Annotated in this window: 9 protein-coding genes; 7 read left to right on the top strand and 2 right to left on the bottom strand. The window is 61.8% G+C overall.

What is annotated here, in order from left to right; genetic code table 11:
• Positions 1-117: 117 nt before the first annotated feature.
• From QM716_RS18515 to QM716_RS18485, 7 genes are all read left to right on the top strand, one after another.
• Positions 118-1,419: an SWIM zinc finger family protein gene (locus tag QM716_RS18515; protein WP_283305479.1), complete on the top strand. Its 1,302-nt coding sequence runs from the start codon at positions 118-120 to the stop codon at positions 1,417-1,419.
• Positions 1,416-2,900 (top strand): DUF5691 domain-containing protein, encoded by a 1,485-nt coding sequence (locus QM716_RS18510; protein WP_283305478.1) that lies wholly within the window; start codon positions 1,416-1,418, stop codon positions 2,898-2,900. The genes QM716_RS18515 and QM716_RS18510 overlap by 4 nt, the downstream gene beginning before the upstream one ends.
• 41 nt (positions 2,901-2,941) lie before the next feature.
• On the top strand, positions 2,942-4,012 hold the full coding sequence (locus QM716_RS18505; RefSeq protein ID WP_283305493.1) for an ATP-binding protein: 1,071 nt from the start codon (positions 2,942-2,944) through the stop codon (positions 4,010-4,012).
• Positions 3,991-6,195, top strand: coding sequence for a DUF5682 family protein (locus tag QM716_RS18500; protein ID WP_283305477.1), 2,205 nt, complete (start codon positions 3,991-3,993; stop codon positions 6,193-6,195). Before QM716_RS18505 ends, QM716_RS18500 begins: the two co-directional genes overlap by 22 nt.
• A complete protein-coding gene (locus QM716_RS18495; RefSeq protein ID WP_283305475.1) occupies positions 6,192-7,352 on the top strand; it encodes a VWA domain-containing protein in 1,161 nt (386 codons plus the stop codon). The genes QM716_RS18500 and QM716_RS18495 overlap by 4 nt, the downstream gene beginning before the upstream one ends.
• Before the next feature lie 42 nt (positions 7,353-7,394).
• A complete protein-coding gene (locus tag QM716_RS18490; protein WP_283305474.1) occupies positions 7,395-9,017 on the top strand; it encodes an MFS transporter in 1,623 nt (540 codons plus the stop codon).
• Positions 9,018-9,253: 236 nt separating this feature from the next.
• Complete coding sequence (locus tag QM716_RS18485; RefSeq protein WP_283305472.1) at positions 9,254-11,581, top strand: putative bifunctional diguanylate cyclase/phosphodiesterase; 2,328 nt, start codon at positions 9,254-9,256, stop codon at positions 11,579-11,581.
• A gap of 1 nt (position 11,582) precedes the next feature.
• Here QM716_RS18485 and QM716_RS18480 read toward each other — a convergent pair whose 3' ends face one another.
• Both QM716_RS18480 and QM716_RS18475 read right to left on the bottom strand, forming a co-directional pair.
• Entirely contained in the window at positions 11,583-12,707 is a 1,125-nt protein-coding gene (locus QM716_RS18480; RefSeq protein WP_283305471.1) for a GGDEF domain-containing protein, read from the bottom strand.
• A 288-nt stretch (positions 12,708-12,995) separates the two neighbouring features.
• Entirely contained in the window at positions 12,996-13,802 is an 807-nt protein-coding gene (locus tag QM716_RS18475; protein ID WP_283305470.1) for an alpha/beta fold hydrolase, read from the bottom strand.
• Between the last annotated feature and the right edge of the window lie 2 nt (positions 13,803-13,804).

Here is a 13,804-nt window from a genome sequence, read left to right as displayed (position 1 = left end):
ATTGAATCCCCCGATCCCCTCCCCAAAGCATACTCGAACATGCGTTCGAGTCAAGGCTTCTTTTGTGGAAAATCGACCTGACTCTGCGATGTCAGCGGGTTGTCATACTGTGGTCGAGTGACTTCGCCGTGGACAGCTGGGCAGGTGGCATCGGTAGCTCCCGACGCCGCATCGCTGGCAGCTGCGCGCAAGTTGGTTGGATCGTGGAGCCACGCCGGTAACAAGGGTCTCGCGCTCTGGGGGCTGTGCCAGGGAAGCGGCTCGAAGCCGTATCAAGCTGTTGTTGACTTGCGCGGCCCTGCATACAAGTGCTCGTGCCCCAGTCGGAAGTTTCCGTGCAAACACGCCCTGGGGCTGCTGGTGGAATGGTCGGAAGGGCGAGTGCCTTCGGCGGACGAGCCGGCCGACTTCGCTGCCGAGTGGTTGTTGCGCCGTGAGGAGAAGGCCGATACCAGCGCCGAGACCACCGGCGACGAGGCACCCAAGAAGACTCTCGACCCGGCAACAGCGCAGAAGCGCGCCGACCGCGTTGCGAGTGGTCTCGTCGAATTGGACCTGTGGATCACCGATCAGATCCGGAGTGGTCTGGCGGCGATGGACACGTCCTGGGCGGGCCTCGACGCAGTCGCCGCTCGAATGGTGGATGCTCAGGCGCCCGGTATTGCAGGCACGCTTCGAGCATTGGCGGGAACCGTTGCGTCTAACGAAAACTGGCCCGAGAAAGTCCTCGACGAGTTGGCTCGGTTGCGCCTGTTGGTCGCTGCGCATCAGAAGCTGCGCGAGCTGCCGGAAGATCTTGCCCATTCGGTGAAAGCGCACGTCGGCTATCCCGTCTCCACCGACAGCGTGATGGAATCGACTCCGGTGCAAGAGAACTGGATGGTTCTCGGTTTCGGGATCACCGAGGAGAAGCGCCTGTTCACTCGAACGGTGTGGATGCTCGGCAGGAATTCGAGACGTTGGGCCATGCTGCTCGACTTCTCCCACGGGTCACCCAACTTTTCCACTGAAACGCCGCCAGTCGGGTTTCTGGTCGACGCCGATGTTCATTTCTATCCCGGTGCGTCGACTTTGCGCGCCCGGTTGGGGGCAACGCATGGCGAACCGGAGCCCTTCACGACCATGCCGTCCGGAAGCATCGACGCTGCGTTGCAGCAGTTTACCGATGCGCTCGCGGCAGATCCATGGCTGCGCTCGTGGCCGGCAGTGATCAGTTCGGTGGTCCCCTCGTTCGTCGACGGTGCCTGGTTTCTCGTCGACGAATCGGGCACAGCGATTCGGGCAGAGGGCGATTCGGGCCTACTGTGGAAATTGCTCGGCATTTCCGGTGGCTACACGGTCACGGTCTGCGGAACGTGGAATGCGCAGGCTCTTACTCCGATCTCGGTTTTCACGGGAGGACAGGTGATCGTGCTGTGAGCACCTTGATCTCGGCTGCGCTTCTCGGGACGGCCAGAACGGCAACAACATTCGAGGACCTTCCGGCTGACGTCCGCGCCTGCGCTCGCGAACTCGACGGAGATCCTGCCGAGTTGCTTCTCGCAGCAGCCGCGCTGGAGCGGGCGTACCGCCGTGGCGGTGCGGGCTCCACCACGGCCACGGTGCCGCCGCCTGCTTCGGACGATGTGCGATTCACCCTGCCGGAATCGTCATCCGCACATCTGCTGTCGATGCTCGCTGCCAAGGCGACCTTGCTCGACGAATGGTTCACCGTCGCGTTGGGGCACAACTACCGTGCGCCTGATCATCTTGTTGCCGAACTGCTTTCCTTTGCTCGGGCGAGCGAGACTCACCGCGAGAGTATTCTTCAGCTAGTCGGCGAGCGGGGTCGCTGGCTTGCCGCGCAAAACCCCGAGTGGAGCAAGCTCGTTCGAACCAGGGATGCAAACCCGGACGTGTGGCGTCACGGAAGTCCGTCCCAGCGCACGCAGTGGCTGATAGACACTCGTCGAACAGATCCCGCGCTGGCGCTGGCCGAACTCCGAAAGTCGTGGGGCACCGAGCGGGGCGAACAGAAGGCTGCGTTCGTCTCGGCGCTGGCAAACGGACTGAGCACGGATGATCAACCCTTGTTGGAGGAAGCCCTCGACGACCGTCGCAAGGACGTGCGACGCGCAGCGGTGGAGGTACTCGGACGACTTTCCGAATCGGAGTTCGGGGAGAGAATGGCTGCTCGGGTTCGGAAATGGGTGCGGGTGGAACGGAAACTCCTTCGGTCCACGCTTGTCATCGTGCCGCCCGAGGAAGTCGATGCAGCGGCGAAGCGAGACGGCATCGAAGACCGGCCGAATCCACACACCGACTATCGCGCCGAGTACGTCCGTCAAGCGATCAGTTCTGCGCCTTTGTCTCTGTGGAACAACATGATCGGTGGACCCGACAAGGTTTTGGGGATGAGTGTCGACGAAGGTTGGGAGCGGATCCTTCACGACGCTTGGTCCAATGCTGCAGTGGCGCAGAATAATGCGGAATGGGCCTTGGAACTCTTTCGCACGCGCGGTGTGGCCACCGATCGTCGACTTCTCCCGCTGGTGCCCGCGAAGGCGCTGGCAGATCTGTTGCGGTCCGGAAACGGGGACGCCAATGTTCTGCACCCGGGTCGGGCAGCGATCTACGACGCTCTGCGAGGTGCATGGCCTGAGGACATCACTCGGGCAGTCGTGGGCCAGTGGGAACGAGTTGCGGCCAGACGCGCCGACGGGGGCGCCAAGGCCGGCGAATTCTCACGCTACAAGTACGTGGCCTCGCTGCGCCTGGCTGAGACTCGATTTCCCTACAGCGCAGTAACTTTGCTGGACCGGGCGGCGGAGCGTGCTCGTGACCCGGACTGGCGGCAAACCTTCGCCAGAACGGCCAGTGCCATCACCCACCGCAAGACTTTGCTCGAGGAGCTCAAGTGACTGACAGCGTAACCGTGCCCGCCGCGGAACCGGCAAAGCTGATGCGGCCCCACGCAGAGCAGGAGTACGCGCTCGAACTCGAGGCGCTGGCCGCACAGGACACTCGCCCGCGCCCGCCGTCGTGGAACTTGTCGCCCTGGGCCGTGGTGACGTATCTGTTGGGTGGCACTCTCGATGACGGAACGGTCATTTCGCCGAAGTACGTCGGTCCCCGGCGGTTGATGGAAGTGGCCGTCGCAACTCTTGCCACCGATCGGGCCCTACTGCTCTTGGGTGTGCCGGGAACGGCCAAGACCTGGGTCTCCGAACATCTTTCGGCGGCAATCTCGGGCGCGTCGACGCTCCTGGTTCAAGGTACGTCCGGTACTCCCGAGGAAGCTATCCGCTACGGCTGGAATTACGCCCGCCTACTCGCGGAAGGACCGACGGCAGGTGCGTTGGTGCATTCTCCGGTGATGACCGCGATGGAAACCGGGAAGATCGCTCGCGTCGAAGAGTTGACGCGTATTCCCGCCGACGTGCAGGACGCGCTCATCACCATTCTCTCCGAGAAGACGTTGCCGGTGCCGGAACTGGGCATCGAGGTGCAGGCAGCCAAGGGCTTCAATCTGATCGCAACCGCCAACGATCGTGATCGCGGTGTCAACGATCTGTCGTCGGCATTGCGTCGACGGTTCAATACCGTTGTCCTGCCGTTGCCGGCCAGTGAGGAGGACGAGGTGGCTATCGTGGCGCGCCGAGTCGAACAGCTGGGCGCAGCATTGGAATTGCCGACGACCCCCGCAGCGGCTGAGGAAATTCGCCGGGTCGTCACAGTGTTCCGGGAACTACGATCGGGAACGACCACCGACGGCCGCACCAAGCTGAAGTCCCCGTCGGGAACCCTCTCGACGGCGGAGGCGATCTCGGTAGTCACCAATGGTTTGGCGCTGTCCGCGCATTTCGGGGACGGCGTGTTGCGGGCGTCCGACGTCGCTGCCGGAATTCTGGGTTCGGTGATCAAGGATCCGGTCGCGGACAAGGTCGTGTGGAACGAGTATCTCGAGGCCGTCGTGCGTGAACGCGGAGAGTGGTCCGACTTCTACCGGGCATGCCGCGAGGTCACCGGGTGACCATCGCCATTCCGGACCTCCGTGTCAAGGTCTTCGGTATCCGTCACCACGGCCCGGGATCTGCCCGTTCGGTTCGGCAAGGCCTGGAAGAGTTTTCACCCGATGTCGTCCTGATCGAAGGACCTTCGGATGCAGACCCGTTGGTGATGCTGGCAGCATCAGAGTCGATGGAACCGCCGATTGCGTTGCTCGCGTACGCCACTGGCGAACCGTCGAAGGCGGCTTTCTGGCCCTTTGCGGTGTTTTCGCCCGAATGGCAAGCGCTGCAGTGGGCTGCGAACAACGGTGTGCAGGCACGTTTCTGTGACCTGCCCGCGTTCAACGTGTTGGCGGATCAGGGGATTCGTACTACGCGCGACGGCGACCCTCTGGCGGAACTGGCCGCGGCCGCGGGTTTCGACGATACCGAACGCTGGTGGGATTCGGTGATCGAATCAAGCTTGGGTGCAGACTCTTTCGATGCGATCACCGAGGCGATGGAGGCGCTGCGTGAAACCGTGCCGATCGACGAGGAGACAGCGCACCGCGAAGCATACATGCGCCAAGTGTTGCGAAAGACGTTGAAAGAAGGCGCAGAGAGGGTCGCCGTCGTCTGCGGTGCCTGGCACGCGCCGGCGTTGGTCGGAGCCTTGGGTCCCGCGGCCCCCGATGCCCGCATTCTCAAAGGAATGTCCAAGGTCAAGACCTCGCTGACATGGGTTCCCTGGACACATTCACGCCTTGCGTCGGCGTCGGGTTACGGCGCCGGAATCACCTCGCCGGGGTGGTACCACCACCTGTTCACCGCGAACGACAAGACGATCACGCGGTGGCTCACCAAAGTTGCCCGGGTGCTCAGAGACGAGGACCTTCCGATCTCGAGTGCCCACGTCATCGAGGCTGTCCGGTTGGCAGACACGTTGGCGGCACTGCGTTCTCGCCCCTTGGCGGGATTGTCGGAGGTCACCGAGGCCACGAGGTCGGTGATGTGCGACGGCAACGATGTTCTCCTGGATCTGATCACGCGGAGACTCGTCGTGGGCGAAGCATTGGGCGCGGTGCCCGAGGAGACGCCGACAGTCCCGCTCGAAGCAGACCTGCGCGCGCGTTCGAAGACTTTGCGGCTCAAACAACAAGCGGGGGCAAAGAATCTCGATCTGGACCTGCGACGCGACATCGACGTCGAGCGTTCCCAGTTCCTGCACCGACTGGGAATTCTCGAGATCGATTGGGGGACTCCGGCCGACAGTGAAGTCCGTTCCACCGGAACTTTCCGAGAAACCTGGGCACTGCAATGGAAACCCGAATTCTCGGTGTCGGTGATCGAGGCGTCGCTGTGGGGTACGACGGTGGCTGAAGCGGCGGCCTCGCGCGTCGTCTCGAAGATTCACGAACCGGAAATCACTCTCGCTTCACTCATCGAACTGCTGGAGAACTCACTGCTGGCAAACCTTCCCGCCGCTCTGTCCGCAGTGCTGGAAAGCGTGAAAACGGTTGCAGCACTGGATCATGACGTGTCACATCTGATGGCCGCGCTGCCCACGCTGACCCGAACACTGCGATACGGCGACGTGCGCGGAACCGATGCGTCGGCGTTGATCGACGTCGCCGACAGCTTGCTGATCCGCATTTGCACCGGCCTCGCAGTCGCCGTCACCGGGTTGGACGATCCCAGCGCCGAGGAGTTTCGCGATCACCTCGACAAGGTGCACTCGGCAGTCATGGTCCGTGACGACAGCGCTGCGAGCGCACGGTGGTTGCAGGCGATGGCCGGGGTGATCGACCGTGACGACGTGAACGGACTTCTCGTCGGCCGGATGGTGCGGCTACTGCGCGACAGCGGTTCCATTACGGAAACCGCTGCGGCTCAGCGTTTGTCTCGGGCCCTTTCGGTGGGAAGCGCGCCAACAGCCAAGGCTGGGTGGGTCGACGGGTTTCTCGGCGGAGGAGGACTTGTGCTCGTTCACGATCGAGCGTTGCTCACGCTGATCGACACCTGGGTTCGCCAACTTCGTGAGCAGGATTTCATCGACACGCTTCCGTTGCTTCGACGCACGTTCGGAGCTTTCGAAGCCGGGGAACGTCGGGCGATCGGTCAGGCGGTCAGCGGCGGCCGACGCGTCGAAACGACAGTGGAGACCGATGCTCGACGCGGCAGAGCGGCAATGGCGGTCGTTGCGGACATCTTGGGGGTGGGCGCATGAGCGACGATCAGCGCCTTCGACGCTGGAGATTGATGCTCGGGGAGTCCGCCGAAGAGTCGACGGGTGGTCTCGGTCTGCCGGGCGAGCGTCGAATGGACGCAGCTCTTGCAGCGCTCTACGACTCGTCCGGCCCCAGCAAGGGGCGGCGCCGCTCAGCCGGATTGGGGGCGTCTGCGCCGTCCGTCGCCAGATGGCTCGGTGACATCCGGACGTACTTTCCCAGCACGGTGGTGCAGGTGATGCAGAAGGACGCGATAGATCGCCTGGGTTTGGCCCAATTGCTGCTCGAACCGGAACTGCTCGACGCGGTCGAGCCCGATGTGCACCTGGTCGGGACCCTCCTCAGCCTCAATCAGGTCATGCCGGAGGCCAGCAAGGCAACTGCTCGGATGGTCGTCGGCAAGGTGGTTCGCGAAGTCGAGGAGCGAATCGCGCAGAAAACGAAGGCTGCAGTTACCGGCGCACTCAATCGGACGGCCAGAACTTCGAATCCGAAGCTGCGCGACATCGACTGGGACCGAACCATCCGAGCAAATCTGTCGCACTACCTTCCGGAGTATCGAACCGTCGTCCCGGAGCGGCTCGTCGGATACGGCCGAAAGTCGAAATCCGTGCAGCGCGACGTGGTCCTCGCGATCGATCAATCGGGTTCGATGGCGTCCAGCGTCGTCTACGCATCAGTGTTCGGCGCGGTGTTGGCATCGATGCAGGCACTGAAGACTTCGCTCGTCGTTTTCGACACCGCCGTCGTTGATCTGACAGACAAACTGTCCGATCCGGTCGATGTCCTGTTCGGGACCCAACTCGGTGGGGGTACGGACATCAACCGCGCGATCGCGTACAGCCAGTCCTTGATTTCGCGTCCCGCCGAGTCGATGTTCGTCCTCATCTCCGACCTCTACGAGGGCGGTATCCGCAACGAAATGATGCGCCGCATGGCCGCCATGAAGAACTCCGGCGTTCAAGTCGTGGTTCTACTGGCGCTCTCGGACGACGGGGCACCGTCGTTCGATCACGACAATGCGGCGGCGCTCAGTGCCCTCGGCATTCCCGCGTTTGCGTGCACGCCGGACAAGTTTCCGGATCTGCTGGCGGTGGCTCTGGAACGCGGGGACGTATCGGCCTGGGCGGATCAGCTCACTCTCGAACAGCACTGACCGGTCTGCTTCGGAGACCTGAGCATCGGGTACACCCGCACGATGGGTGACGGACAGGTTGCTGGTTCGACTACGCAGGCGGGTTCGGGACTGGTTCTCACGGTGTTGGCATCCAGCCAATTCCTGATGACCTTGGACAGCTCGGTCATGAACGTTTCGATGGCAACCGTCGCCGAGGACGTCGGCACGAGCATTACCGGCATTCAAACCGCGATTACGCTGTACACCCTGGTCATGGCGACTCTGATGATCACGGGCAGCAAGGTGGGGTCGATGATGGGTCGTCGCCGAGCCTTCGCGCTCGGCTTGGTCATCTACGGCGCAGGTTCTCTGACAACGGCGCTCGCTCCCAATCTCGCGGTCCTGCTGATCGGATGGTCGTTCCTCGAAGGCGTCGGTGCGGCGCTCATCATGCCCGCGATCGTCGCGCTTGTCGCCACTAACTTTCCTGCGGAGAAGCGTCCGGCGGCCTACGGTCTGGTTGCTGCGGCCGGCGCGATGGCTGTGGCTGTCGGCCCGCTGATCGGCGGCGCAGCGACGACATTTGCGTCATGGCGTTACGTGTTCGTCGGTGAAGTCGTAATCGTTGTCCTGATCTTGCTGGTGCTCAGCAAGGTGGTCGACGTCCCACCGTCGAAGTCGCGCCTCGACTACTTCGGATCGGTCCTGTCTGTGGTGGGCCTGGGCATGATCGTCTTCGCTGTTCTGCGTTCGAGCGAGTGGGGTTGGGTCCAGGCGAAACCCGACGGGCCACAGCTGGTGGGGCTTTCCCCGGTGGTGTGGCTGCTGATCGCCGGCCTTCTTGTCGTATACGGATTCCTGCGCTGGGAGGGGCGCCTGGCCGCTGCGGGGAAGGAGCCGTTGCTTGATCCGGCGATGCTGCGAAACCGCGAGCTCAGTGGCGGGCTTTCCATGTTCTTCGCGCAGTTTCTGGTCCAGGCGGGCGTGTTTTTTGCGGTCCCGTTGTTCTTGTCTGTAGTTCTGGAACTCAGCGCCCTCGAGACGGGAGTTCGCATCCTGCCGTTGTCGGCGGCGCTCGTGTTGGCTGCGATCGGTATTCCGAAGTTGCTGCCTACGGCGAACCCGCGGCGGGTGGTTCGAGTCGGATTGGTGGTCATGATCTTCGGCATCTTGATGCTCGTGGCGGGCATGGACCCCGGTGCCAACCCGGCGGTCGTGATGATCCCCATGCTGTTCATGGGTTTCGGCTTGGGCTGCTTGTCTTCGCAGCTCGGAGCGGTCACCGTGTCGGCGGTCCCGGACGACCGCAGTACCGAGGTCGGGGGGCTGCAGAACACTGCCACGAACCTGGGCGCATCATTGGGGACCGCGCTGATCGGATCGGTTCTCCTCGCCACTCTCACGACATCAGCGATTGCCGGGATCGAAGACAATCCGGCAGTTCCGACCTCGGTGCAGCAGCAAGCGAGCACCGACCTGGCCTCGGGCGTGCCCTTCTTGTCGACGACGCAACTTCGATCAGCTCTCGGTGATGCCGGCGTCGCCGAATCCACGGCGGACGCGATCGTGGATGTGAACGAAGATGCCAGGCTGGACGCGTTGCGTGTCGCCTTTGCCGTGGCAGCGCTGCTCGCGATCGCAGCCTTGTTCCCCACCGCTCGTATTCCCCGCGTCGCGGTCGGCGCCAAGCGCGCATCGAGTTAATAGTCAGCAATCATTTGTCGTCCTGGAATATCGGTCAATCGACCTCGGGATAGAGTGATCTGCACAAAATCGTTTCGTCAGATGGCTACCGTTGTGGAGAAACAGGCAGCGAGTCTGAAACACTGACGTTTCGCCGGATAAGGGTTCGGTGGGGAGCCAGGGGAGGTTCGGATGGGCAGGCGAGCGGTTTCGACGCCCGCTGATGGCGCCTGCGCAGATGTGAGGATGCCTCGCTGATGAACCGTCTGAGTCGATTGGGTAGGCAAGATCCTGCTTCGGAGGCCGACTGTAACAGCCTGTTTCGCCGTCGGCTCGACGAAGCTGCGGCCGTCGCACCGTTCGCCAATCTTGCGTACATGGCGAGTTTGATGGTGATTCTGGCGTATACCGTTCCGCCCGGACGTCAGACGCTCAGGTGGCTGGTTGGCGCGCTCATCTTTCTTGTCCTCGCGAATTCGATTCGAGTTTGGATTCCCCTTCGCTGGCGACCGTCGAAACACACACCGCGCTACGACTACGCGGGTCTGCTCCTCGAGGTGATCGTGGTCGCGAGCCTCGACGTCGCACTTTTTGCCCTGCTTTTCCACGACATGGACGTCTTCCGCGACTTGGTTCTGATCTCGACGATGGCAGGAATCATGGGCGCCGGGACCGTGACGTTCTCCAGTCTGAGATCGGTGAGCCTGACCTGGATCTTCATTCACGGCCTCGGTGTATTCACTGTTCTCATCGTCCACGCCGAATCTCACTTTCGCGTACTTGCGATTCAGTTGTGCATCTACATGTTTGCGCTCACTGTGGGGGCGGTATATCTGTCGGCCTCGTTCCAGCGACGTTGTCTCGCAGAGTTTCAGGCGGAATCCGAGCGTCAGACTGTGGCACTTTTGCTCGACGGTTTCGAGGGCGGTTCCCGCGACTGGCTGTGGGAGTGCGACACCAACGGCAGGTTCTCCCACACCTCGGCACGTCTCGCCGAGGTCGCAGGTATGACGGTGGACGAGTTACAGCAACTCACCTTCGGACAACTCCTCACCAGACTCCAGATCGCGTCGAGTCCGGAGGGGCGTGCGGCCGCGGCCCAGATGATCGACAAACTCGAATCGGGTGCGCCTTTCCGGGACATCGTCGTTCCGGTGCACGTCGACGGTAAGCGACGCTGGTGGTCACTCTCCGGTAATCCCCGAGTCCTCGAATCCGGGGTGATTCTGGGTTGGCGCGGTGTCGGTTCCGACATCACGGAGAGATATGTCCACGAGCAGGAGATCCTTCGACTTGCCGCCACCGACTCGCTGACGGGGTTGCCGAATCGTCGTGCCTTTGGTGTGGCGCTCGAGGAGGCCATCGAATCTCGGGTGCCGGAGAAGCAGGTTCTCGTCGGGATTCTCGACCTCGACAACTTCAAATCGGTGAACGACACCCTCGGCCATCCGATCGGGGACCAATTACTTCTCGAAGTCACGAAACGTCTGCGGGACGTCATCGGTTCGGACATGTGCTCGCGGATGGGCGGCGACGAATTCGGGCTTATCGTCTGTACCTCGGCCGGCGACGATCCCGGTGTCATCTTCGATCGGTACCTGGCAGTGCTCCATGAGCCGTTCTTCGTCGAAGGCAATCGAATCGAGGTGCGGGCCACGATCGGTTACTCCAGCGCACCCGAGGATTCCACCGACGCAGACGGACTGGTGATGCTGGCGGATCTGGCTCTGTACGAAGCAAAGTCGACGGGACGGAATCGAGTAGGCAAGTTCTCGCCGTTACTGCGAGCGCGGGCATCAGCGCGGGCAACAGCGCTGCACGAGCTGGACAGAGGGATCGAGGAAGGGCAGTTCGATCTCCACTACCAACCCCAGGTCGACACTCAGACCGGTGAAGTGGTGGCCTTCGAGGCTCTTCTTCGGTGGAACCATCCCAGTCGCGGCCTCATCGGGCCCAGTCAGTTCATCTCGGTGGCAGAGGAAACCGGAATGATCATCCCCCTCGGCGCGCAGGCAATGGCGATGGCGACCGCTGCTGCTGCGGGGTGGCCGAGTGGAATCGGCGTCTCGGTCAATGTCTCACCTGTGCAGTTGGTGTCGCGCGAGTTCGGTGCGATGGTGAAGAAGGCTCTGACGGATTCGGGTTTGCCTCCGCATCTGCTGCAACTCGAAATCACCGAGACGGGTGTTGTGGACGATCGGGCAATCCGGGATCTCTACAACCTGCGTGAACTCGGTGTCACCGTCGCACTCGACGATTTCGGCACCGGCTATTCGTCTTTCGCCACGCTCCAGAGACTTCCGATCGACGTTCTCAAGATCGATCGCATGCTGGTCACGGACTCGGACGATCCGAAGATGTCCGTGGTGAAATCCATCGTCGAATTGGCCGCGGCGCTGGGCATGAAGTCGTTGGCAGAGGGAGTCGAGACCATCGAGCAGTTTCGCCGCGTTCAGTGGGTCGGCTGCGACCTGGTCCAGGGCTATCACATCAGCAAGGCTCTGACGGCTGAGCGCGTCGATGTGTATCTGGCGGCAACCGACACCGAATCCGGTCGGAGCGTTCACCCGTTGACGTGGCTGTGAATCAGATCTGAGCCGAGCGGATGGTATTGCCGCCTGCCGCTTTTGCTTGATACATCATCGAATCCGCGACATTTGTCGCGGCCAGGATTGCGGAAGCACCGCCGCTCCACGCCTTCGATTCGGCGGCCATGATCACAGCTCCGACGCTCACCGTGGTGGGGATGTCGTCGGAGTGATCCGACAGCGCCGCGATTATCCCTTCGATCAACAGGGTCGTAGATTCGGGTTCTCCGGCGATGACAGCCAGATATTCTTCTCCGCCTGTTCGAGCGATAACGCCGCGTTCCCCGAGATGTGTGCTCAACCGGTTCGCGGTTCTTCTGATGACATGATCGCCTTCGGCGTGACCGTGAAGATCATTCACCGTCTTGAATTTGTCGATATCGACGACGATGAAAGCGAGACAAGAAGAATCATCTCGGGCGCTCTCGAAGAGGTCGCCGACTGCCCCCTCGAGCCCCCGACGGTTGAACAGTCCGGTAAGAGGATCACGATCCGAATACTGGGCATCGCGGTACAGAGTCCGCCAGGTCAGGTGCGCAAAAATGGGAACAAGTGTGACAGCTCCGAAAAGGACGGTGCCGCGAGCGAGAAGCGTCGTGATATCGACTTCGCCTTGTAGGTATGCAAGAACAAATACAGCAGTCGTGACAGTCGTCGACCAGACGACATGAGCGACAAGCCATCTTGCGCTGACAAAAAGCGTCGCAAAGGTTCCGGTGACCGCAAAGACGATGCAACCGAACGTCCCGGACGAGCGATCCGGCACCAGAAGTACCGCGGCCGCGATCCCGAGATCTGCGAATATCCCGAAGGCAAGCAGGCCCCGGCGACCTGGAAACGGTTGAGTGAACCAACACGCCGCGATTGCCACACACATGCAGATCATGAAAACCGAAAGTGCTTTGCCAGGTGTGGTCGGCGGTGTATCCGGTCCGATCAATTTGTAGAAAGCGGAAAGCCCGAAGATCATCGTCATAATTCCGAGCAAGGTCCGGAAGATCGGAATGATCGCTCGGCCGGATCTCTGGTGCTTTATCCACTCGTAGTCGTGTGGTTCGTTGAACCATTCCTGGAGGGTTCGCCAAGAACTGTGCCCTTCGGAGGCGATGACAGTTCTCGGCATGCTGTCTATTTTGCCCTGAATTCGGATAAAGAGAAAATTTCTGATCGATCGGTTTTACCGTCTGAAGATTTTTCTGGGCGAGAGTGCAACCGATCGAGCAGGGAGTTCACTCGAAGCCTTTTTCAAGCGTTGACCGAACTGCTGTGCACGTTGTCCGAGACAGTCACGAACGATCCGACTTTTGGCGTGCGAGACTTTTTCACACCGTAAGCGCCGAGAACGACGCCCAGCGCGACGAGGTATTGGACCATTCCGGCCGCGACAGACAGCCGACTTTCAGAATTTCGGCTATCGCGCGAAACTGCCGAGGAAGCGCTGCAACAGTGGGTTGTACACGTCGGGGGCTTCCCAGAATGCTGCATGCCCGACTCCGGGAATGAGGTGATAGGTGCCCTCCCAAAGGTTCGCGAAGGTCAACGACGCGACATACGACGTGTTCACGAACGGGTCCCTGGCACCGTCAATCACCGCGAGCGGCACGGCCGCTGTTGCAACGAGAGCTTTCTGATCTGATTCGCGGCCCGCGCCGAATGCTTCGAACATGATCTTGCGCGCGCGACCGTCCGTGCGAATCGCGGCGTCGAGGGCCGCCTGTTCGAAGGGAACTGCGGTCATCCGAGCGTAAAGTTCGGCTTCCTGTTCGGTGATGACCTCGGTGCCGCCGATGGACAATCCGTCGCCGGCATTGAACGCGTCGCCCAGCGTCTCGGGATTGGCCGGCGGCGTACCGGTGATGACGATTCCAGCGAGCCCGGGGAACTTCGCGATCAACTCGAGGGCGATGTGTCCGCCGAGCGACCAACCGACAACCACGGCCCGTTCGACGCCGAGTTCGGTCAGAACATCGACGATGGCGTCGGCGTAGCCGTTCTGTGTGTACGCGCCTTCGGGATCGCTCGCGTCCTCGGAATCGCCGTGACCGAGTAGGTCCAGAGTGATCATGCGATAGCCGCCGGCCCAGTCGGCGTCGACCTGATGGCGGAAGATGGAGCGGCTGGCCGAGTTTCCGTGGATGAAGACAACCGGGAAACCGTCGGTGGCACTGTCGTCGACAGCCATGACGCCATGCCGGGTTTCGATCTTGGTGGTAGTCATCG

The organism is Rhodococcus sp. IEGM 1409 (assembly GCF_030056735.1).
Lineage (GTDB): Bacteria > Actinomycetota > Actinomycetes > Mycobacteriales > Mycobacteriaceae > Rhodococcus_F.
This window is presented reverse-complemented; position numbering and strand designations above follow the sequence as displayed.